The organism is Stenotrophomonas sp. YJH_SMC_127 (assembly GCF_059372445.1).
This window is the reverse complement of sequence record NZ_JCAFVO010000002.1, coordinates 118463-139959: the sequence shown is the minus strand read 5'-3', so window position 1 is coordinate 139959 and position 21497 is coordinate 118463. Positions and strand designations below refer to the sequence as shown.

The following is a 21497-nucleotide window of genomic DNA, read 5'->3' as shown; positions in this document are numbered from 1 at the left end:
GATTAAGTCGTTCTTGCCCCGCGTGTGCAGGAAACGACTTAATCCCCTCCGTCCCCTTTTTCTTTACAGCGCCTCGCCGGCGTCGGCCAGGCGCGATTCGATCAAGGCGTACCACTGCTGCAGCACGTCGATCAGCATGTCCAGCTCGGCGTCGGTGCGCTGTGCGCGGCCGCTGCGCAGGCAGGCCTGTGCTTCCTGCAGTTGGGCCAGGAACCCTGCCACGGTATCGGCCTGCAGGATCAAGCCGGGCAGGCGCCGGCCCGGGATGCGCACCACGGCATGGTTGCCGAGCTGGCCGTACACGCTGAGCGTAGCTTCCGTCTTCATGGAGAGTGGCAGGAATTGGGCATTCATCGCGTGCACCGTTTGTAGACCTGAGCCGCAGGCAGGCGTGGACGACGGGGGAGACGTTGCCACGCCTGCCGGCGGTCAGGGGGGACTCGGGATGCCGGGGCACCGCCCCGGCGCAGGAGGGTCAACGTGGCTGTGCCATCCCGGCGATCTGCACGCGCCGGTTCGGCGCCAGGCAGGCAATCAGCTCGCGCCGGTTGCGCTGCCCGCACTGCACGATCGGCTCAGCCGCGCCGCGTCCTTCGGCGCTGATGCTGGCCGCAGGCACGCCGCCCTGCACCAGCGCGCTGCGCACGGCCTCGGCGCGGCGCTGCGACAGCGCCTGGTTGTAGCTGGCGCTGCCGATACGGTCGGTATAGCCGGTCACCCTGATCGACTGCACCTGTGCGGCTTCGCGTACCTGCGCCAGGATGCCCTGCACCGCCTGCTGCCCTTCCGCGCTCAGCACCGCGCTGTCGAAGCCGAACAACGCGTCGGCCGACAGCCGCAGCGGCTGTTCCGGCAGCGGTGCCGGTGCCGGTGCCGGCGGGACCGGTGGCCGCGGCGGCTCCAGCACGGCCGCGCACGATTCCGGCTTCCAGTAACCCGCCTGGGCGATGCCCTTGCTGTCAAAGCGGACCTGGAACTGGCAGGTGAAATACTCCGCACCTTGCGCGGTGCGGAAGTTGAACAGGTAGTTCCACTCGCGCACGCCCCACATGCCTTCATTGAAATGCGGCGTGCCCAGCAGCGTGTACAACTGCCGCTTGCTCATGCCCGGCGCGAAGCGGCGCAGGTCGGCGACGTCCGGATAGATGCCTTCCTTCAACGAGGCCCTGGAGGCCTCCGGGAACTGCACGGCGGTGGCTTCGACGGGACCGCCGGTGGCCGGCGCATGGCTGCGGCAGGCGGCCAGCAGGCCCATCCCCAGGATCAGGCCCAGCGTAGCGGCATGTTGGCCGGCGCGGGCGATGCGATGCTGTTTCATGTCATTCCCCCTGTAGACGTTTCCGCGATGCCGGGCCGCGGGTGCGGCCCGGCGGCGGGGATCACCACTGGATGCCGGCACCGACGGCCACGCCGGCCTCGCCACGGCTGTTGGTCGAACCGCTGAACTTGTAGATCCAGCGCCCGCCTTCGGAGACACCGGAGATGCCCAGCGCCACGCCCGATTCGCCGTTGTAGCTGCCAGCCGCGATCGAGGCCATGCTGCGGCCCGCCTCGCTGGGCTGCGGCAGCGCTGCGGTGGCCATCGCCGAGGCGATACCGGCCGAAGCACGGTTGTCGGTCTTGCGCAGGTCGCGCTCGAAGCCACCCATGCGCTCGTCGGTGTAGGCCTTGGACCAGTCAAGGGTCTGCGCCATGCCCGACTTCAGCTGATCCACGTTGACCGCGTCGGTACCGGCGGTGCCAGCGGCAACGTTGCGCACCGTGGTCGGGCCGCTGCTGGTGCTGCCCAGGGTGACGCTGTTGTAGTTGGTCGCACCGTTCACCGTGGTGTCGTAGCGGATGGTGCCCTGCTGCGACGCCTGCAGCTGGCGCACGTTGACCGCGTCGGTGGCCTGCGAGCCGTCGGCCACGTTGACCACCTGGCGTTCGGCGCCGCTGGCACCCACCGAGACCGTGTTGGCCCGGTTCGCCACCGAACCTGCACCCAATGCCACCGAGTTGTCGGCCTGCGCCTGTGAACCATTGCCGAGCGCGGTCGAGTTGGCACCGGCGGCAGTGGAGCCTGCACCACCGGCGGCGGAGTTGGCGCCGCTGGCGGACGGATCGGCCAGGTTGTTGGTGTTGTTGGCGCGGAAGCTGCCCGCCACGTTGGTGATGTTCTGGATCTTCTGGTCGGTGTACTTCTTCGACTCGTCGATGGCGTAATTCACGCCGTTCTTCAGCTGGCCGACATTGGTTGCGTCGTAGGTGTCCGAGCCGTCGGCAACGTGGGTGATCTTGCGCTCGCTGCCGCTGCTGCCGACCGAGACCTCACCGGCCGAGTTGCTGGCACCGGTCTGGCCGTAGGCGCCGGTATAGCCGCTCTGTGCGCCAACGCTGGCCACCGAACCGGCACCCAGCGCCACGCTGTTGCCGGCACTGCTGCTGGCACCGTTGCCGACCGCCACGCTGTTGGCACCGGCTGCACTGGCCTGCGGGCCGACCGCGACCGCTTCCGCACCGGCCGCGGTGGCTGCGGCCGCCGTCGAGTTCACCGCCAGGTAGGCACTGCCACCGCCACCGTTGGTGATGCGCTGGTTGAGGACCTTCAGCGAGCCATCGACGGCAGTGAAGGCGGCGGTGACGTTGTTGTAATCGCCGCTGGTGAAGGTGCCATCGGTGGCGATGCTGGAGATGCTGAACGTCGGCGCGGTCCACGCGTTGGTGGTGCCGTTGTAGGCAGTGGTGCCGCCGAAGTAGTTGGCGATGGTGCTGTGGGTGCTGAACAGCTGGTCGCCGGTGATGGCGTCGCTGCTGCCGGCCAGGATGCTGCCGGCGGCGACGTTGGTGATCTTCACCGCGCCGGTGCCGGTGCCCGTCAGCGTCACGCTGTTGAGCACGTTGCCACTGCCGTCGACATCGTACTTCACGGCCAGCTTGTCGATCTCGCCGGTCTGGTCGGCAACGTTGGCCAGCGAGTTGCTGACCGCATCAAAGGCGGTGCCGACGTCGTTGTAGCTGCCCTTGGTCACGGTGCCGTTGGCGGCGACGTTGTTGATCGAGTACGTCGGTGCGGTCAGCACGCCGCTGGCGCTGACCGCAGCACCACCGCCGAGGTGGGTGGCCACGGCCTGGTTGGCGGCGAATAGCTGGGCCCCGTTGATGGCCTCGCTGCTGGTGGCGCTGACCTGGCCCGGGCCGAGATTGCGCAGCGTGGTGGCGGTGCCGGCCTGGCCCAGCGTGGCGCTGGCATAGTTGACGCTGCCATCGGCGTTGAGGTCATAGCGCAGTGCCCCCTGCTCCGAGGCCTGCAGCTGTCCCACGTTGACCGCATCGGTGGCCGCGGTACCGGCCGCCACGTTGATGACCTGACGCTCTGCGCCAGCGGCACCGATGGAAACCGTGTTGGCACGATCGGCAAGGCTTCCCGCACCCACTGCGATGCTGTTGGCTGCCGTCGCCCGCGCATTGGTGCCGACCGCGATCGAATCGGCGCCGCTGGCCACGGCCTCGGTACCGGTCGAGTTCACCCGCAGGTACTTGGTACCGCCGTTGCGGATATCGGTGATCTGCGTGTTGAGGTTGACCAGCGAACCATCCACCGCCGCGAAGGCATCGGTGGCGTTGGTGTACAGGCCCTGGGCGATGGCGCCGGTGGTGGAGATCGTGCTGATCTCGAACAGCGGTGCGGTGAAGATGCCGCTGGCCGGGTCAAAGGCTGCACGACCACCGAAGAAGCTGGCGATCGCGCTGTTCGTGGCCGCCAGCTGGCCACCGTTGACAGCCTCGAGGCTGCCCGCGGTGACCGCACCGGCGGCGAGATTGCCGATGGTGGTGGTGCCGGTGCCTGCACCGAGGGTGACCCGTCGATAGTTCGGATTGCCGCCGGCGTCCAGATCGTAGGTCACCGCGGCATCGGCCACACCATTGATCAGGCTGATGGCCCCCTTCAACTGCGCTACGTTGACCGCGTCGGTGTTGCCGCTGCCCGCAGCCACGTTGGTGATCTGGCGCTCGCCCCCACCGGCGGTGCCCACCGATACTTCACCGGCCGAGACCTGCGGCGCCGTGAGGCCGTAGGCACTGTAGCTGGCCTGCGCGCCACGCAGTGCGGCCGAGCGGTAGCCCAGCGCGACCGAGTTGGCCTGGTTGGAGGTGGACTCGGCACCCAGCAGGGTCTGCCCGTTGGCGGTGCCGACGGCACTGTCGCCGACGATCACCGAATGGCCCATGCGCGCGGCATAGTCGGCCGTCGGCACGCCGGTCGGGTTGCTGGGATCGTTCACGCCATCACCGGGGAAGGCGACGTTGGCATCGACCTTCGGCAGCTCATGCCGTGCGTTGGCACCGATCACCACTTCCTTGGAGCCGTTGGCGAAGGCGCCGTCACCCATCAGCACCTGGTAGTCCTGCGCCGCGTTGACGGCCCAGCAGGAGATGTCGGCCAGCGCGATGTCCAGGCACTTGGCCGCCCACGCCGGCGAATCGGTCGGCAGAAGAAGGCCCAGCAGGCCACCGGGATTGCCGTTGTTGATGTTGTAGATGTAGCTGTCGGAGGTGACGCCACCGATCAGGGTCAGGTGCGAGCTGCCACCCGTGGCTGCGCCGCCCAGGCCGTTGAGCGTGCTGCCGACCGGCGACAGGTTGACCACCGGCAGGCCCAGCACATTGACCGTCGAATAGGTCTGCATCACGTTGGCGTTGCTCAGCTTGAGATTGCCGTTGCTGACGTAACCATCGCCGCCGAACAGGCTGGTGGTGGTCGGCCCGATCAGCTGGCCGACATTGCCGACCAGGCCACCGGTGCCGATGATCAGGCCGGCATTCGGGTCGGCCGGCGCCGGTGCCTTCGGGCTGGTCGGCGGGATCGCCGACGGCTGGGTCAGGCCGAGACTGCCGAGCGTGCCACCCACCAGGCCACCCACGGCGCTGCCCAGGTTGCCGACCGTGCCATTGAGATTGCCGTTGAGCAGGTTGCCCACCGCGCTGCCGACGTTGCCCAGCGTGCTTCCCAGCACGCCGCCCAGGCCTGTGCCGGGGCTACCGGTGGTGCCGTTGAGAATGCCGCCCACTGCACCACCGACCGTGCCGACGGTGTTGTTGAGCGTGCCGCCCACTGCACCGCCGACCTGGCCGACAGTGCCGTTCAGTGCGCCACCCACCGCACTGCCGACGGTACCGACGGTACCGTTCAATGCGCCACCGACTGCGCCCACCGTGTTGTTGAGCGTACCGCCCACTGCACCGCCGACCTGGCCGACAGTGCCGTTCAGTGCGCCACCCACCGCACTGCCGACGGTACCGGCAGTGCCGTTCAGAGCGCCACCGACTGCGCCTACCGTGTTGTTGAGCGTGCCGCCCACTGCACCGCCGACCGTACCGACAGTCCCGTTCAGAGCGCCACCCACGGCGCCGCCGACCTGGCCAACGGTGCCGTTCAGAGCTCCGCCCACCGCACCGCCGACGGTACCGACGGTGCCGTTCAGTGCACCGCCGACTGCGCCGCCAACTGTGCCGACCGTGCCGTTCAGAGCACCGCCAACTGCACCACCGACTGCGCCGACCGTGTTGTTGAGCGTACCGCCCACTGCGCTGCCGACCTGGCCAACGGTGCCGTTCAGAGCTCCGCCCACAGCACCACCGACCGCACCGACCGTGTTGTTGAGCGCGCCGCTCACGGCGCCGCCAACTGTGCCTGCCGTGCCGTTCAGTGCACCGCCAACTGCACCACCGACCACGCCGACTGTGTTGTTGAGCGTGCCGCCCACTGCACCGCCGACCGCGCCGACTGTGCCGTTGAGTGCACCGCCCACTGCGCCACCGACTGTTCCGACAGTACCGTTCAGAGCGCCGCCCACTGCGCCACCGACTGTTCCGACAGTACCGTTCAGAGCGCCGCCCACTGCACCGCCAACCGTGCCAACGGTGCCGTTCAGCGCACCACCCACCGTGCTACCGACCGCACCCGCGGCACCGTGAAGTGCCCCGCCGACAGCATCCGCTGCTCCGCCCACCAGACCGCCGACGCCCAGCGCGCTGTGCTGCGCGGCTACGGTTGCCTGCCCGGCCAGCTTCAGGTTGCGATCGGCGACTACTTCCTGGCCGTCCGGCGCCTGCACGCGCACCTTGCCCGCGGCGCCGGCATCGAACGCGGCACTGATGGCGCGATCATGCGTGTCACCCGGCAGTTCCTCCTTGGCCGGCAGCGTGACCGCCGCCGTCGCCCGGGCCTGGCCCTGCCCCTCGATGTGATGGCCAGCCACCGCCAGATGCGCGTCGGTGTCGCCGTCGACAGAGGCCTTCAGGGACGAACCGCTGAGGCCCGCTGCCGCCTGGGCACCCGAATCGATCGAAGCGACCTGATGGCCAGCGATGCCGACCTTGGCCCTGGCGCGCGCATCGGCAGCCACGCCCAGCGGCGCCTGCGCGCCCGGCGCAACGTGCGCTGCCAGCGATGCATCCACCTGTGCCGCCTTGATCGCAGTGTTGCCCAGGCCGACAGTGGCGCGTACATCGGCCGCCAGCGCCGGCACGGCCACCTGCTTCGGCGTGGTGTTCGCTGCCAGCTTCACCTGCACGGCGGCCGGCAATACGTCACGCACCACCGGCAGCGATGTGGTGTTCAACTGCAGGCCCAGGCGAGCGTCCGCACTGATCGCGGGGCTGCTCTGCGCCTGTCGCGCGGCGGCAGCCAAGGCCACTTCCGCGTCGACCTTGACCGGCATCGGCTGCGCATACTTCGCCGCAAGCGCTTGCAGGTCGCGCAGCGACTGATTGGTTTCCGATGCCCCTGCGTGGCCGCTGGCCAGCGCGCACAGCAGTGCCAGGACCAGCGCGGTGGGCATCAGCAGGAAGGCGCGCGGATCGCGTGCGGCGCCGCCGCCGCTGTCGCCGGTGGCCAGTTCCGAGGCCACAACCAGAGCATTGAGCTGGCGGTTCCATACACGCCGGTAGATGCGGTTCATGAGCATTTCCCCCGTAGGCGAACAACTGGAATGTCAGTGGACTTGCCGTTAGGCAGGTGACTGACATTTCAGCGGTTGCAACGGTGGCGGCGCACTTCAATCCGGCACGGCAATCGCGCATTCCGGCAAATCCACGGCCGGAATCGGCAGCCGTTTATGCAGAAGCGGCAACATGATCGGCAATCGGATGTGCAATTCCGGCACGAATGCCGCGAAAACCCTTGCGGGGCTTGGCTCAGGCCGGCTGGCCGATCTGCGCGGGCGCGCGCATCAGGGTATCGCGCGGCAGTTCGCCGAATACCTTGCGGTAATTGTCGGCGAAGCGCGAAAGATCCCACAGGCCGCAGCTGAGGGCGATGGCTTTCACCGAGCGACGGCTGGAATCGGCCATCGACAGGCTGCGGCAGGCCGCGCACAGGCGCAGCATGGAGAGATACCGGTTGGGCGAGGTTCCAAACAGGTCCTCGAACGCATAACGCAGGCCGCGCTCGCTGACCCCAGCCGCATCGCAGATTTCATTCATGTAGATATTGCGGCGCAGGTTGAGCCGCATGAAGTTCTCTGCCCGCTGTGCGATCAGATAATGCGTACGCCGTGCACGGCTGCAACCCGGGCGATCCGCCGCACCGGCACCCAGAAGGGCCTGCACATGCTCGTGCAGCAGGGTTTCAGTTTCTTCCGGCTGCAGGCCTGCACCCTGCCCCAGCTGCAGGTGCAGCTGCTGGTAGTGGCGTGCCAACGGCGTGCCTTCGCTGGCCAGATTGAACAGTGACAGTGCCTGGCCAGCGGGAGGCGTGCTGCGCAGGCTCAGTTCGGTCAGCTTGCGCTGCACCCGTGCCACCGGCAGCAGCATCAGGGTCATGTGCGTGCCTGGGCTCAGGGTGAACTCACTGATGCCTTCCGGCATGATCGTCAACGCCATCCCCGGCGTGAGCGGTACGCCATGGCACCAGCTCAGCGTCTCATCGGTGGCGTGCAGGTACCCGAGCATCGCCCAGTCCGGCGGCAGCATGAAACGGCCGCGGCAGTGGAAACCGCAGCTGATGCTGCAGAACAGGGCTTCCTCGTGCACGCGCGAAGCGAATGCCGCACGTGGCCCATTGCCATCGAGCAGCAGCAGTTCGACATCACAGACACGAAGCACGCCGCTCAGCGTGGCCAGGTCTATCGACCGCAGGCCGCTGTCGCCGCTGTCTCCTACCCCACCATCGACCATGACAGTGTTGTCCCCCGTTGATCCGCCATGCGATGCGGCCCCCACTGCCTGACAGGGCGCGCAGCGATCCAGAAACCACTTCCGTTGTCGCGCAGGCCGCATCGGCTCCGATGCGGCCAACCATGGAAATGCAACAGCTTGAATGGGAGTATGCCCGATAATCGGCGAAGGTAAACCCGCGGGCTGCAATGAAGAAAAAAGATACACAGATGAAGAAAATGTCGGCGCCATTGGCACGGTCCTCGCATGCGCCGGAAAATGGAAATCACATAATCTGCACGAGCATGAATCGTTTTGCCTTCGAACGGATTCTCGTCACAGAAACGGCCTGAAAGTTTCAGCATCGCGGGGTTTCTGCCGAATTTGCATATAGGTTCCTGTTGCAGCCAACGTCCATTCAGGCAAAGTCGATAGCACGGTGATCCGGCCAACTGATCCGGCCGCACCCAGGGGGACAGCATGACCACGCACGCATCATTGGATGCCTCGACCACCGGCCCCGGGCCGAGCGGTCGCGACCGTGCGGCTGGCGGCCAGCCTGGAGACGATCACCCTGCTTGAGCACAGCGGGTCCATCCCGCCGTGCCTCCTCCGCCAGGACGCGCGGAGGCCCACGGACGATCCCGGCGGAGCCGGGCCACCGCCCAACGCAGGTGTACTGCATCCGCAGACAGGTAGAGGGAGACATTGGTCATGAACGCATCGATCCGCAAATTCCTGAAGGAAGAAGACGGTGTCACCGCGCTCGAGTACGGGCTGCTGGCTGCCGTCATCGCTGGTGTCCTGATCGCGGTCGGCAACGACCAGATCAAGGGGTTCTTCGAAACGCTGTTCAAGAACCTCTCCGCACTGGCCACCAAGGCGTCGGGCTCGACGACCTGAGCGGCGACCGCGCGCGGCCGGCAGAGCCGCGACGGTGGGGCGCATGGAACCAGGCGAAGACCGTCCAGTGACGGACGACGGAGTGTGCGATGACACTGCTGGGATTGTTGGCCATCGGCGTATGCCTGCGGATCGCGATCAGTGATCTGTATGCCCGTCGGGTGCCCAACGCCTGGCTGATCGCCGCTTGCGTGATCGCCACCGTGGTGATCGTCTTCGGCCAGTTCAGTGCGCCGCGCCAGCCGTGGTTGCCCCACGTTGCCGGCGCGGCGCTCGGCCTGTTGGCGCTGCTGCCGTTCTATGCCCTGCGCTGGATGGGCGCCGGCGACGTGAAGTTCTTTGCCGTGCTGGGGCTGATGCTGGGCTGGCAGGCGCTGCTGCCGGTCTGGCTGGTCGCCAGCCTCGCCGCCGGGTTGCACGCCGTGCTGGTGCTGGCGGGCCGGCGCTTGGGCGTGTTGCTGCCCGGCCACCTGCAGATGCAGGTGAATCGCACCAGCACGCAATGGCACGCGCATCCGGCCCTGCGCGACATGCAGGCCGCACGCCAGGGACGACGTGGCATTCCCTATGCCGCCTACCTCGCACTCGCCGCCATCGGCTGGGTGCTGGCAAGCATCTACGGAGGTGCACCATGAACATCCGCAGCCCGCGCCGGCAACGCGGCGTCGCCAGCATCGAGTTCGCCCTGATGCTGATGCTCGGCCTGTTGCCGCTGCTGCTGTTCACCTTCTCCGGGGTGATGATCATGGCAGCGCAGCAGACCCTGGCCACCGCCTCGGCCGAAGGTGCGCGCGCCTCGCTGCGCTACGGCACGGCCGGCGAACGGCGCACCGCCGCCTGCGTCGCCGCACGCACCTCGATGCAATGGCTGCTGCAGTTCTCCAAGCAGAACGTTGACTGCAGCGCGGGGGGCAGCAATGCCATCGTGGTGTCCGCGCAGGCGCCCTGCGCCGGCCTGGCCACGGCCCAGTGCATGACCGTGACAGTCAGCTACGACTACGCCAGCCATCCCTTCCTGCCCGGCACCGCCACGCTCTACAAGTGGGTGATGCAGGCTCCCATCCGCAGCGTCGCGGTCGCCCAGCTCGATCTCGGCAGCGGCAACTGATGACCGGTATTTTGGAGACGGTTCCATGCTCAAGTTGACCCGCATCGCTGCCGTCGCCCTGATCGGCCTGGCCGTGCTGCTGGCGCTGATCGCCTTCATGATCGGGCGCAAACCGGCCGCACCGGTCACGGCCGCGCCGATCGCGCACAACGAAGTGCAGGCCATCACGGTGGTGGAAGCCGTGGCGCGCCTGCCCGCGGGCGAGCCGATCAGCGCCAACGACCTGCGCCTGGCCCAGCGCACCTCCCCCGTCGCCGGTGCCGCCACCAGCATCGCCGCCGTGGTCGGCAAGGTGCCGGTGCAGGACATCGCCGAAGGCAGCCCGATCAGCAGCAGCGCATTGGCACAGGGCTTCTCGCTGCAGCTGCGGCCGGGCGAGCGCGCACTGGCCGTGCCCGTGGACGAACTGGTTGGTGCCGGCAACCGCATCCTTCCCGGTGACTTCGTCGACGTCTTCCTCAACCTGCGCAATGCCCAGCCCAGCATCAACAGCCCCGCCGAAGCCGCGCAGACGCGCCTGCTGCTGTCGCGCCTGCGCGTGCTGAGCTATGGGCAGCAGGACATCGCGCCAGTCGCCTCGGAAGCCACCTCCAATAGCGAGGCCGACACCCGCAACGACCCGCGCGCGGCCGACATCACCGGCAGTGGCGGCAGCCACAGCAGCAATGAAGCCCCGCAACCCGCGCGCAGCGCGGTGCTGGCGGTACCGGTGGCCGACGCCAATCGACTGCTGCTGGGTGCGCAGCAGGGCAAGCTGTTCCTGGCGCTGCGCAATCCCGCTGATACGGGCCTGCCCGACCTCGCACTGTTCCCTCAGTCGCGCGGCGTGATCGATCCGCTGCGTGGGCTCGACGCAGAGCAGCAGCTGGCACTGCAGCGCCCGGAGAACCACGCCTTCGCCGGTATCGACGGCGACGCGCTGGCCGGCCGCGGCAGTGCCCCGCCACGCAGCAACGCGGATGCACCCGCACGTGCGCTGGCGCCCCGTCGCAGCGCCCCGCGCGCTTCGGGTATCGAGATCATCCGTGGCGACAGTTCCGCCCCCCGTGGCTCCCTTTGACCTGCATCGAGCGCATCCATGACCGAACGTCGCCGCCGTCCACGCCTTTCTCCCCGCCAGCGGTGGCTGGCCCTGCTGCTGGTGCTGCTGGCACCGGCAACGAGCGTGGCCGCCGATGACCTGGTGCTGCAGGCCCGTGAGCAGCGTCCCTGGAACCTGCCGGCCGACCTGGAACGGGTGGCCATTGCCGACCCCGGCGTTGCCGACATCGTGATGCTGCGCGGCCAGCGCCAGGCGCTGCTGGTGGGCAGGATGCCCGGCACCACCACCCTGCTGCTGTGGCACCGCAAGCAGGCCGAGCCGCAACGGGTGACAGTACGGGTGCAGAGCGCCGTACAGGGCGCGGCCAGCACCGGCGGCAACGATCTGGTGTTCACCCAGCAGGACCAGCAGGGCCTTTTGCAGGGAAGCACTGACAGCGTGCTCTCGCACATGCAGGAACAACGCACGGCGGCGATGGCACTGGGCAAGGAAGGTGCGCTTGCCGATACGTCCACCATCAGCAGCGGCGGTGTGGTCCAGGTCGAGGTCAAGGTGGTCGAGTTCAACAAGACCGCGATGAAGCAGATCGGCATCAACTTCCAGAACCGCAACGGCGGCTTCGCCTACGGCTTCGCGCGGCCCGGCACCGGGTTGCCGGGCAACACCGGCCTGCTGCCCGGCATGAAGGAAGGCAACAGCAGCAACGAGGCCGTCTCGCCGATTTCCTCGGCATTCCGCCTTGTTTTCGGCTCGACCAAGGGGCTGTGGAACGCCGATGTCGAACTGCTGCAGGCCAATGGCATGGCCCGCGTACTGGCCGAGCCGACGCTGGTGGCGCTGTCCGGGCAGAGCGCCAGTTTCCTGGCCGGTGGCGAACTGCCGATCCTGGAACCGCAGGGGCTTGGCACCACCACCATCACCTACAAGCCGTTCGGCATCGGCCTGACCGTGACCCCGACCGTGCTGGCAGCGAACCGCATCGCGCTGAAGGTAGCGCCCGAAGCGAGCGACCTGGACTACAGCAATGCCATTGTGCTCAACAACGTGCAGATTCCCTCGATCACCACCCGCCGCGCCGACACCACCGTCGAGCTGGGTGATGGCGAGAGTTTCGTCATCGGGGGCCTGGTCAGCTCCAACATCGTCTCCAACGTCAGCAAGATTCCGCTGCTGGGCGACCTGCCGATCATCGGCTCGTTCTTCCGCAACTTCGATTACAAGCGCCAGGACAAGGAGCTGGTGATCATCGTCACCCCGCGCCTGGTGCAGCCACTGGCGCGCAACACCGAACTGCCGCTGCCCGGCGAGCGCGAAGCCAGGCCGCATCTCCCCGAGTGGGGTTCCTGGTTGCTGGGTCCCGTCAGCCAGGACCCGGTGCCCGGATTCTCGCGCTGACTCCATGATGCCTGCGATACCACGCCCATGCCCTACGCCACCGCCCAGCCGCTGCATCCGCAAGGACCGCCAATGAACCTGGTCCTGTACGGCATCGACCGCGAACTGCTGCCCCGGCTGGCCGCCAAGCTGCCGCCGAGCACCGCCCTGCATTGGCAGGACAGCAACGCCCCCACCTCCGCCCAGGACCTGCAACGCGGCCCGCAGAGCCTGGTGCTGCTCGACTTCCGGCCCGAGCATGCGGCCGCCTCGAGCGTGCTGGCGCAGCAGCTGCAGCAGACCCAACCGGACCTGCCGCTGGTGGCCGTGGGCGCCACCAGCGCCGGCCAGGTCGAAGGCGTGGTGATCGCGCTGCGCGCCGGCCTGCGCGATGTACTGGACCTGGACAGTGACGACGCAGGCATCGAGGCGGCCTTGCGGCGCGCCCTGTCTCCGCGCCCGGCAGCGGCTGCCCAGCACGCACACAAGGCACGCCTGATCGTGCTGCTGGGTGTGCGCGCCGGCGTCGGCACCAGCACCCTGGCCGCACATCTTTCGGTGCTGGCGCAGCAGACGCGCGCCCTGGCCCAGGGCGAAGCCGTGCAGCAGGACGGCCTGCTGATGGAGCTGGCGCAGCCCTCCGGCGACCTCGCGCTGTACCTCAATCTCGACAGCCGCTTCCACTACGAAGACGCGCTGCGCAATGCCAGCCGCATCGATGCCACCCTCGCCCGCACGGCCATGGCGCGCCATGACTCCGGGCTGGTGCTGCTGGATCGTGCCAGTGGCAGCGATGCCGTTCCGCCCTCGGATCCTGGCGCGCTGCTGCAGCGCCTGCGCGGCGTGTTCGCCAGCGTGCTGTGCGATGCCGGCGGCTGCCCGTTGCGGCAGCTTCCGCCCCTGTTGCTGGACCAGGCCGACGAGATCTGGCTGGTCACCGATGCCTCGATCGCCACGCTGGTTTCTCTGGACCAGGCCCTGAAGCACCTGGCGGGCCAGCGTGAGCGCGAGAAGCGCCTGCAACTGGTGATCAACCGCCACGATGACAGCAGCGGCATGAGCCCGGAACAGATCGCACGCCGCTTCGAAGTACCGCTGCTGGCGACGCTGCCCGAACGACCGCGCGTGCGCCTGGCCGCCAGCCAGGGACACCTGCTGCTGCAGGATGCCCCGCGCGACCCCTATCTGCGTGCCCTCGCCCCGCTCGTGTCGCGCCTGGATCCGGCCGCCTGCCCGGTCCAGCCGCATGGCCTGCGGGAAAGACTCTCCCTTGCCCTGGGTGGATCGCAATGGAAGACAAGGTAACCCCGTTCCCGCACGCCGTTGCCCGCCCGGTACTGCCCGAATCTGCCCCGGGCCACCTGCCGTTCGCGCAGACCGAGCAGTACCAGAAGGTGCTGTCGGCCGCGCATGAGCATCTGCTCAACAGCATCGAGGACGAGCGCATCGACATCGATTCCTGGGCCCCGGACACCATCGCCCGCTGGGTGCAGGTGCAGACCGTGGGCTTCATCCAGGAATGGCGCATCCCGATCAACGAAGAAGAGATGCAGGTGGTCGCCGAGGGACTGGTCAAGGAGCTGACCGGTTTCGGCCCGCTGGACGACCTGCTCCACGACCCCTCCATCGAAGACATCCTGATCAACGGCTTCAAGGACGTGCACGTTTCGCAGGGCGGACAGCTCAAGCGCGCCACCCAGCGCTTCACCGATGACACCCACCTGCTGCGCATCCTGCGCCGCATCCTCGCCCCGCTCGGCCGCCGGCTGGATGATTCCAATCCGATGGTCGACGCGCGCCTGCCCAACGGTGGCCGCCTCAACGCGATCATCTCGCCGCTGGCGGTGGACGGACCGATGGTGTCCATCCGCAAGTTCCGCAAGGACCCGTTCACCCCCGACGAACTGCTCGCCAAGGGCACCTTTGACGCACCGATGCAGGCACTGCTGAAGGCGATGGTGCTGGGGCGCTGCAACATCCTGGTCTCCGGCGGCACCAGCTCGGGCAAGACCTCGCTGCTCAATGCCCTGGCCAGCTATGTGCCGGCCGATGAGCGCGTCATCACCGTGGAGGACACCGCCGAGCTTTCGCTGAACCATCCGCACGTGGTGCGCCTGGAGAGCCGCATCGGCGGCGCCGAGGGCCAGGGCGCGGTCAGCATCCGCGACCTGGTGCGCAACAGCCTGCGCATGCGCCCGGACCGCATCGTGGTCGGCGAAGTGCGCGGCGCTGAAGTGCTGGAAATGCTGCAGGCGATGAACACCGGCCACGACGGATCGATGGCCACCATCCACGCCAACACGCCGCGCGACTGCCTGTACCGCATCGAGATGCTGGCCGGGTTTGCCGGCTTCCAGGGCAGCGAAGACAGCCTGCGCCGGCAGATCGCCAGCGCCATTGATTTCATCGTGCAGATCTCGCGACTGGGCAGCGGGCGCCGGGTGCTGGTCTCGATCACCGAGATCACCGGGGTCAGCGACAACCTGATCACCACCCAGGAGATGTTCCGCCACGAGGTGCAGATCGATGGCACCGGCCGCGAGACCGACCGCTGGATCGGCCTGGGCTTCCATCCGCATTCGCACAAGCTGGAGCCGTTCCGCCAGCAGCTGCGCGAATCACTCTACGGGGACTTCTGAACATGGGCACCGGCCTGCTGCTGGGCGTGTTGAGCATCATCTCGGTGCTGCTGGCGCTGGCCGTCTGGCTGTGGGGTACCGCCAGCAGCCGTGAACAGCGCCAGGCCTCGCTGCAGCACACCGAGCAGCAGCTGGCACGCGGCAGCACGGCCAGTGCGGTGCCGGCCGGGCCTGCCGTTGCGGCGGCGAACGATTCGGCCCGCCCCGCCAGCAGTGGGAGCCGCGCATTGCCCTGGGATGGCGTCCTGCAGCGCGCCGGCCTGCAGCCGGGCTGGAAGCTGCCACTGATGCTGCTGGTACCGGGACTGGTGCTTGCGGTCGTGGCGGCGGTGCGGCTGGGCACGGCCTGGATGTTTCCGCTGACCCTTCTGCTGTACCTGCTGGGCTGCTGGCTGTGGGTGATGCGCCGGATCACGAAACTGCGCGCGCAGCTGCTGCACCAGATGCCGGACTTCCTCGACAACCTGGTCCGCCTCACCGCGCTGGGCAACAGCCTGCAGGCCGCGTTCCAGGTGTCTTCGATGCAGACCAGCGCGCCACTGCGCGGCCTGCTGGACACCACGGTGCGCTATGCGCGCAGCGGCATGGAGCTGGATCGTGCATTGAGCCTGGCCGCACAGCCGTACCGGATGGACGTGCTGAAGGTGCTGGCGGTGGTGATCGGGGTGAGCGTGCGCATCGGCGGGCGCGCCGACCAGATCCTGCAGCGCATGGGTGATTTCATGCGCGATCTGGAGCAGGCCCAGCAGGAGCTGGCCGCCACCACCTCGGAAACCCGCATGTCGGCCTGGGTATTGGGGCTGCTGCCACCGGCCAGTGCGGTGCTGATGGCGATCTCCAGCCCGGCGTTCTTCCAGCCGGTGCTGCATGACCCGCTCGGCCACAGGATCCTGCTGATCGCACTGGGCCTGGAACTGCTCGGGGCGTTGCTGCTGTACCGCCTGGCCAAATCGCTATGACCGCCCGCAGCTACCCGCGAGGTTCCCGATGAGCGCCAGCGCCTGGTTCGCCCTTTCGCTGCTGGTGCTGGCAGCGGGCGTCGCCCTGCTCGGCATTGCCGGCTGGGTGCGCAGCCATCGCGAGCACCGCACCTCGGCCGCGCTGAAGACCGCCCTGCAGCCGCGCGAGGAAGCCCGCGACACCGAGGCCACGCGCCGCGACTCGCTGGGCTGGCTCGAGCGCTTCGGGCGCTCGCTCAGTGGTGGCCGCCTGGAGGCCGCGCTGCTGGCCAACGAGGACAGGCTGCTGCTGGACCTGGCCGGCTGGAACACGCGCCGCGGCACCGCCATCTATCTCGGCCTGCGCCTGTTGCTTGCGCTGCTGGTGCTGGCGCTGGCGCTGGCGTTCAGCAGCGCGCACGGTCTGGCCAGGGTGATGGTGGTGATCGGTGCGCTGGCGGCCGGGCTGCTGCTGCCCAAGTTCGTGCTGTCGTCGTGGGTCAAGCGCCGCCGCCGCGCGGTCGAGAACGAACTGCCCTTGCTGATCGACCTGCTGCGCCTGCTGCAGGGCGTGGGCTTCAGCATGGACCAGAGCCTGCAGACGCTGGGCGACAAGCTGCGCGATGCGTTGCCGGTACTGGGCGGCGAACTGCAGGAAGCCAACGTGGCCTACACCCACGGCCGCACCCGCGCGCAGTCACTGCGGCGCTTGAGCGAGGTCTACGCCGATGACGACCTGGCCAGCCTGATGCAGCTGATCCTGCAGGTGCATGCGCACGGCGGCGCCGTGCAGGAACCGCTGCGCCAGTTCAGCATCCGCCTGCGCGAGCAGCGCCGCAACACGTTGAAGGAAAAGGTCGGCAAGCTCTCGGTGAAGATGACCGTGGTGATGATGCTGACCCTGTTGCCGGCACTGATGCTGGTGCTTGCCGGTCCAGCGCTGGTCGCGCTGGCCACCACCATGTCCAAGATGGGATCGCCCTGATGCCTGCCCTGCGCCCCCCCTGCCTGCTGCTTGCCGTCGCCCTCGCCACCCTGGCCAGTGGCTGCGCATCGACCACGCCGAAGTACGTGCGGGCGCCCAGCCTTGCGCCGCCGGAGCCCGATCCGCAGGACAGCCGCAACACCTATCTGGAGCTGATCGAGCGCATGCAGCAGCAGGGCGCCTGGTATGCCTCGCTCGCCCACGTGGAGGCCTTCCGCCAACGCTATGGTGATCGCCCCGCCCTGCGCCTGCTGCAGGCCGACGCCCTGCGCGAGACTGGCCAGAGCGACGCAGCGGTCGCGCTGTATCGCGAGCTGTCCAGCGGGCCGCAGGCCGCTGCGGCCGCCCACGGCCTGGGCCTGATCGCTGCACGCCGCGATGACGACGCCGGCAGCGAACAGGCGCTGGCGCGCGCCACGCAACTGCAGCCCTTGAACACCGACTACCTGGGCGACCTGGGTTATGCGCGGCTGCGCGCCGGCCAGTTCGACCAGGCGCGCGAGCCGCTGGCCAAGGCCCTGGAACTGTCGCCAGGCAACGCCAAGGCCACGGCCAATCTCGCACTGTGGGCGCTCCTGCGCGGCGACCAGGCCACCGCGGAGCGCCTGGCGGCACAGGCCAACCTCAACGACGAAACGCGCCGCAGCATCCAGCAGCAGGCCCAGCAGATCCGCACGCGCCTGCAGCAGCGGCAGGCGGCGGCCGCCGTCAACGCCCCTGCGCCTGCGCCTGCGGCCAGCAGCGAACACGGCGCCCGTGCGTCGGGCAGTACCCGGCTGGCAGCCGAACCACGCCGCGAAGCACGTGACGAGCGCGATCCGCAGCGCCTGCCACCGTCGATGCTGGAACGCTTCAGCTCCACCGAACACCCGACCGGAAGCACACCATGACTGCGATGCGCCTGACCCGACGCCTGTTGCCCGTGCTGTCCTGCCTGCTTGCTGCCGGTGCCGTGCAGGCCCAGCAACAGCCATTGACCGGACAGATGCTAGGTGGCCCCTTGCCGTCGGCACCGGCCGCAGCACCGATGCAGGCCGAGCCGCTTCCCACCGTGGAGCTGGCCGCACCCGCCGTATCCGCGGCGGTGGCAGCGGTGCCACCGGCACTCCCCGCAACCGACGGTGCCCCGCCGGCAACACCGCGTGCGCGCCTGCAGAGCGGCGAAGCCACCCGCAACCTGTTCCGCCTGCAGGCGTCGGGACAGCAGGCCGGCCAGCGCCTGCCGATCCTGGGTGACCAGGCCACCCTGAGTTATGCGCGTTACCTGAAGAGCTTTGAACACGAGATCCCGGACTTCTTTGAGACCGATGTTGCCCGGTCCAAGGATGCCTCCTCCTCCGGACGCTGAGGTAGGCCATGAAACGCCCACGCCAGTTCAGTTTCGGCCGCGCACGCGGCGGCATGTCGGTCACCATGATGCTGGTCATGCTGGCCTTGCTGGCGATGCTGGGCCTGATCGAGATCGGCTATCTGTTCTGGGCCAAGCGCGATGCGCAGAAGGTTGCCGATCTGGCCGCACTGGCCGGCGCGCAGCGACTGGAGTTGTGCAGCGCGGACAACAGCGACAACAGCGCCACCCGGCAAAGCGCACTGGCCCAGAACAGGTTCGCAGGCACCTTGCAGGTCCGCTGCGGCAACTGGAGTGCCAGCCGCGGTACCAGCAACCGTTTCGTCACCAGCGTTGATGCCAGCAACCCGCGCAATGCGGTGCAGGTGATCGCCGAGCGCAGCGTGCTGCCCTTCTTCGGCCAGAACACCAGCCTGCCGACCGTCAGCGTGCAGGCGGTCGCCCGCCGCTCGGAGCCCACGGCGGTGTTCGCGGTGGGCTCGCAGCTGCTGCGCACCAATGGCGATTCCGTACTGCTGTCGACCCTGCGCCTGGTCGGCCTGGATGTCAGCAATGCCACGGTGCTGTCCTATGACGGTCTGGCGCAGGCCAACGTCACCCCATCCGGCCTGCTGAAGGCACTCAACATCCCGGTGAGCGCCAACCTCAGCGTGGCCGATTTCAACCGCCTGCTGTCGGTCAACAAGATCTCGCTGGCGCAACTGGTCGATGCCACCGCCACCGTGGTCGGCCGTGACTCGACGGTGGGCGTGCAGCTGCGCGCCCTGTCCGACCTGGTCGCCACCCAGCTGGACATCAACAAGCTCAACATCGTGCTCGGCAGCCAGGCCGGCGGCGGCGGGCTGTTCGCGGAAGTTGTCTCACCCGACGGCACCGTCGGCAGCGCACTGGAATCGAAGATCAACGTGCTCAACCTGATCAGCACCGCCATCTCCATCGCCAACGATGGCAACGGCGTGACGATCAAGGGGCTGGACCTGCTGGGCATCAACATCCAGGGCGGCGTGGTCGAGCCGCCGTCGATCGCCATCGGCGGCGTCGGCACCCGCGCCTACAATGCGCAGGTGCGGCTGATGGTGGACGTGGACAGCAACAACCTGTTCGCGCTTGGGCCGCTGCTGAACCTGCTCGGCACGCGCCTGCACCTGCCGCTGCACGTCGACGTGGCCAACGGCATGGGCACCCTGACCGGCATCCAGTGCGGCAGCAGTCCCCCCAAGGCCACCATCCAGGTCGATTCATCGGTGCTGCGTGCCTGCGTCGGCAACGTCGACCCCGCACAGCGATTCTCCAAGGCCAATGTCTGCGACGCCACGCTGCAGAACGAACAGCTGTTGAAGCTGCTGGGCCAGCCGCTGATCAACGACAGGATCACCCTGCCCGCCCTCACCGGCTCACAGAACCTGACCCTGGCTGCGGGCGAGACCGGCTCGACCCGGATCAATCCGCTCGCGATCGGTGACGCAGTGTCGAGCCTGGTCAACGAGCTGCTGCGGGTGCTGTCGGGCATGCTCAGCTCGCCCAAGCAGGGCATGAGTGCCAACGACACGGCCAAGGCGCTGGCCGATCGTTACCTGCAGGCGGCCTTTCCCACTGGCGGACGCTACAACGTCGACCAGGTCATCCCGCTGCTGCGCGATGGCGATCCGGCACGCAACCTCGCCCCGCTGGGCAACTGGACGGTGAAGAATGGCGTCCCCAAGCCCTGCCTGCTGGGCCTGACCACCTGCTGGGAAGACGGTTCGGTGTGGACCGGTTACAGGACGACCGTCACCGGCCAGGGCCTGGGCCTGCTCGATGGCCTGCTCGGCTCGCTGGTCGGCGGCCTGCTGATCAACCGCTGCGACAGCCTGCTCGGCAACCTGATCGACTACAACGGCTGCGTGCGCAACAACCTGGCGTCGTACATCCAGACCGCGCCGGCGGGTTTCCTCGATGGCGCCGGTGGCAGCGGCGTCGCCAACCCCGACGGAAGCGTCAGCTGCAGCGGCCTGCTGTGCACCGTGCTGAAGCCGATCCTGGCCGCACTGCGACCGGTGCTCAACAGTGTCGGCACTCTGCTGACCAACCTGCTGGCCAGCGTGCTGGGCCTGGAACTGGGCCGGACCGACGTCAACGTGCAGTCGATCCAGTGCAGCGCGGCACAGCTGGTCTATTGAAATCGCGCCGTGACCGCCGCCCTTGGCGGCGCCCGCGCCCATGCTAGACTCCCGGCGGGGAACCACCTTCATCTCAACCCACACTCATCCGTGGATGGTCTAGACATGCGAGAAACTTCAGGGGGCGCGGTCTTCGCCCGGCACGCGCGCAACGCAGCAGTGCTGGCCGTGGCCATGATGCTGGTGGCACCGGCGGCGATGGCCGCGCGTGGCGACCGCGAGGCTGCAGCCGAACCGGCGCGCAGCGCGCCGGTGGTGCGCAATACCGTGGACGAGCTCAAGCAGTTGATGGATTCGCGCCAGCTGACCGAGCTGCGCACCACCTACAACGGCAACTACGGCGCCAGCCTGCTGTTCAACGCCAATACCCTGACCTACTACGTCGCCCTGTTCCAGGAGAAGAACTTCTGGCGGGTGATCAAGACCGATGCGGTGGACAACGCCGAACGTGTCTACCGCACCTTCGCGCAGCAGTCCGAGCAGCTGGCCCAGGTCTACATCGACACCACCCGCCTGGAAGCCGGCAAGCGCTACACCGAGCGCCTGGTGGCCTACAACGAAGAACGCCTGCGCACCCTGCAGCAGGAAATGGAACAGCAGCAGGCACAATCGGCGCAGGTCAGCGCCGCCCTGCAGCAGGCCCAGCAGCAGGCAGTCAGCCTCAGCACCGATGTGCAGAGCACCAACAGCCAGCTGGACGCCCTGCAGCGCCGCATCCAGATCCTGCAGGCCGAACAGGGCAACCCGGAGTTGAGCCTGCCCAAGCCGGACAGCGTGCCCTCGCCGGCACCGGCCGCCACCAACGACGGCCGCTGAGAGCTGCACTCACGGCATTGCACACGACGGCGCCCCAGGGCGCCGT

The 21497-nt window shown here is 68.2% G+C and carries 17 protein-coding genes; 13 read left to right on the top strand and 4 right to left on the bottom strand.

What is annotated here, in order from left to right; translation table 11 throughout:
- Nucleotides 1–63: 63 nt before the first annotated feature.
- From AC5QAB_RS05950 to AC5QAB_RS05935, 4 genes are all read right to left on the bottom strand, one after another.
- Nucleotides 64–327, bottom strand: coding sequence for a DUF6959 family protein (locus tag AC5QAB_RS05950; protein ID WP_223224455.1), 264 nt, complete (start codon nucleotides 325–327; stop codon nucleotides 64–66).
- A gap of 148 nt (nucleotides 328–475) precedes the next feature.
- Entirely contained in the window at nucleotides 476–1318 is an 843-nt protein-coding gene (locus tag AC5QAB_RS05945) for an OmpA family protein (protein ID WP_049407421.1), read from the bottom strand.
- A gap of 61 nt (nucleotides 1319–1379) precedes the next feature.
- Nucleotides 1380–6944 (bottom strand): ESPR-type extended signal peptide-containing protein, encoded by a 5565-nt coding sequence (locus tag AC5QAB_RS05940; protein ID WP_495233218.1) that lies wholly within the window; start codon nucleotides 6942–6944, stop codon nucleotides 1380–1382.
- Nucleotides 6945–7179: 235 nt separating this feature from the next.
- Nucleotides 7180–8160 carry an AraC family transcriptional regulator gene (locus tag AC5QAB_RS05935; protein WP_032962548.1) on the bottom strand — a complete coding sequence of 327 codons (981 nt, stop codon included), beginning with the start codon at nucleotides 8158–8160 and terminating at the stop codon, nucleotides 7180–7182.
- 693 nt (nucleotides 8161–8853) lie between these two features.
- Between AC5QAB_RS05935 and AC5QAB_RS05930 the strand changes: the two genes are divergently transcribed.
- The 13 genes from AC5QAB_RS05930 (at nucleotide 8854) to AC5QAB_RS05870 (ending at nucleotide 21451) form a co-directional block, all read left to right on the top strand.
- Complete coding sequence (locus tag AC5QAB_RS05930; protein WP_005416979.1) at nucleotides 8854–9042, top strand: Flp family type IVb pilin; 189 nt, start codon at nucleotides 8854–8856, stop codon at nucleotides 9040–9042.
- Between the two features lie 89 nt (nucleotides 9043–9131).
- Nucleotides 9132–9677 carry an A24 family peptidase gene (locus tag AC5QAB_RS05925; protein ID WP_046431106.1) on the top strand — a complete coding sequence of 182 codons (546 nt, stop codon included), beginning with the start codon at nucleotides 9132–9134 and terminating at the stop codon, nucleotides 9675–9677.
- On the top strand, nucleotides 9674–10150 hold the full coding sequence (locus AC5QAB_RS05920) for a TadE/TadG family type IV pilus assembly protein (protein ID WP_032962550.1): 477 nt from the start codon (nucleotides 9674–9676) through the stop codon (nucleotides 10148–10150). The genes AC5QAB_RS05925 and AC5QAB_RS05920 overlap by 4 nt, the downstream gene beginning before the upstream one ends.
- A gap of 25 nt (nucleotides 10151–10175) precedes the next feature.
- Complete coding sequence (cpaB, locus tag AC5QAB_RS05915) at nucleotides 10176–11210, top strand: Flp pilus assembly protein CpaB (RefSeq protein ID WP_049408169.1); 1035 nt, start codon at nucleotides 10176–10178, stop codon at nucleotides 11208–11210.
- Between the two features lie 18 nt (nucleotides 11211–11228).
- Entirely contained in the window at nucleotides 11229–12587 is a 1359-nt protein-coding gene (locus AC5QAB_RS05910) for a type II and III secretion system protein family protein (protein ID WP_032962552.1), read from the top strand.
- A gap of 27 nt (nucleotides 12588–12614) precedes the next feature.
- Nucleotides 12615–13871, top strand: coding sequence for a CpaE/TadZ family protein (locus tag AC5QAB_RS05905; RefSeq protein ID WP_032962553.1), 1257 nt, complete (start codon nucleotides 12615–12617; stop codon nucleotides 13869–13871).
- Entirely contained in the window at nucleotides 13856–15205 is a 1350-nt protein-coding gene (locus AC5QAB_RS05900) for a TadA family conjugal transfer-associated ATPase (protein WP_014647459.1), read from the top strand. The genes AC5QAB_RS05905 and AC5QAB_RS05900 overlap by 16 nt, the downstream gene beginning before the upstream one ends.
- Before the next feature lie 2 nt (nucleotides 15206–15207).
- Entirely contained in the window at nucleotides 15208–16164 is a 957-nt protein-coding gene (locus AC5QAB_RS05895; RefSeq protein WP_100450230.1) for a type II secretion system F family protein, read from the top strand.
- A gap of 28 nt (nucleotides 16165–16192) precedes the next feature.
- A complete protein-coding gene (locus AC5QAB_RS05890) occupies nucleotides 16193–17128 on the top strand; it encodes a type II secretion system F family protein (RefSeq protein WP_014647461.1) in 936 nt (311 codons plus the stop codon).
- Nucleotides 17128–18018, top strand: coding sequence for a tetratricopeptide repeat protein (locus AC5QAB_RS05885; protein ID WP_495233217.1), 891 nt, complete (start codon nucleotides 17128–17130; stop codon nucleotides 18016–18018). The genes AC5QAB_RS05890 and AC5QAB_RS05885 overlap by 1 nt, the downstream gene beginning before the upstream one ends.
- Complete coding sequence (locus AC5QAB_RS05880; protein ID WP_032962556.1) at nucleotides 18015–18476, top strand: DUF3613 domain-containing protein; 462 nt, start codon at nucleotides 18015–18017, stop codon at nucleotides 18474–18476. Before AC5QAB_RS05885 ends, AC5QAB_RS05880 begins: the two co-directional genes overlap by 4 nt.
- A gap of 8 nt (nucleotides 18477–18484) precedes the next feature.
- Nucleotides 18485–20635, top strand: a complete 2151-nt coding sequence (locus AC5QAB_RS05875; RefSeq protein WP_495233216.1) for a TadG family pilus assembly protein — start codon at nucleotides 18485–18487, stop codon at nucleotides 20633–20635.
- A 105-nt stretch (nucleotides 20636–20740) separates the two neighbouring features.
- Complete coding sequence (locus tag AC5QAB_RS05870) at nucleotides 20741–21451, top strand: DUF2968 domain-containing protein (RefSeq protein ID WP_049408181.1); 711 nt, start codon at nucleotides 20741–20743, stop codon at nucleotides 21449–21451.
- Nucleotides 21452–21497: the final 46 nt, after the last annotated feature.

Coding starts and splice junctions, on each gene's coding strand:
- AC5QAB_RS05940 (WP_495233218.1), bottom strand. CDS start 6,944: ATGAACCGCATCTACCGGCGTGTATGGAACCGCCAGCTCAATGCTCTG.
- AC5QAB_RS05920 (WP_032962550.1), top strand. CDS start 9,674: ATGAACATCCGCAGCCCGCGCCGGCAACGCGGCGTCGCCAGCATCGAG.
- AC5QAB_RS05870 (WP_049408181.1), top strand. CDS start 20,741: ATGCGAGAAACTTCAGGGGGCGCGGTCTTCGCCCGGCACGCGCGCAAC.
- AC5QAB_RS05945 (WP_049407421.1), bottom strand. CDS start 1,318: ATGAAACAGCATCGCATCGCCCGCGCCGGCCAACATGCCGCTACGCTG.
- AC5QAB_RS05895 (WP_100450230.1), top strand. CDS start 15,208: ATGGGCACCGGCCTGCTGCTGGGCGTGTTGAGCATCATCTCGGTGCTG.
- AC5QAB_RS05900 (WP_014647459.1), top strand. CDS start 13,856: ATGGAAGACAAGGTAACCCCGTTCCCGCACGCCGTTGCCCGCCCGGTA.
- AC5QAB_RS05905 (WP_032962553.1), top strand. CDS start 12,615: ATGCCCTACGCCACCGCCCAGCCGCTGCATCCGCAAGGACCGCCAATG.
- AC5QAB_RS05880 (WP_032962556.1), top strand. CDS start 18,015: ATGACTGCGATGCGCCTGACCCGACGCCTGTTGCCCGTGCTGTCCTGC.
- AC5QAB_RS05885 (WP_495233217.1), top strand. CDS start 17,128: ATGCCTGCCCTGCGCCCCCCCTGCCTGCTGCTTGCCGTCGCCCTCGCC.
- AC5QAB_RS05925 (WP_046431106.1), top strand. CDS start 9,132: ATGACACTGCTGGGATTGTTGGCCATCGGCGTATGCCTGCGGATCGCG.
- AC5QAB_RS05930 (WP_005416979.1), top strand. CDS start 8,854: ATGAACGCATCGATCCGCAAATTCCTGAAGGAAGAAGACGGTGTCACC.
- AC5QAB_RS05875 (WP_495233216.1), top strand. CDS start 18,485: ATGAAACGCCCACGCCAGTTCAGTTTCGGCCGCGCACGCGGCGGCATG.
- AC5QAB_RS05950 (WP_223224455.1), bottom strand. CDS start 327: ATGAAGACGGAAGCTACGCTCAGCGTGTACGGCCAGCTCGGCAACCAT.
- AC5QAB_RS05890 (WP_014647461.1), top strand. CDS start 16,193: ATGAGCGCCAGCGCCTGGTTCGCCCTTTCGCTGCTGGTGCTGGCAGCG.
- AC5QAB_RS05910 (WP_032962552.1), top strand. CDS start 11,229: ATGACCGAACGTCGCCGCCGTCCACGCCTTTCTCCCCGCCAGCGGTGG.
- AC5QAB_RS05935 (WP_032962548.1), bottom strand. CDS start 8,160: ATGGTCGATGGTGGGGTAGGAGACAGCGGCGACAGCGGCCTGCGGTCG.
- cpaB (WP_049408169.1), top strand. CDS start 10,176: ATGCTCAAGTTGACCCGCATCGCTGCCGTCGCCCTGATCGGCCTGGCC.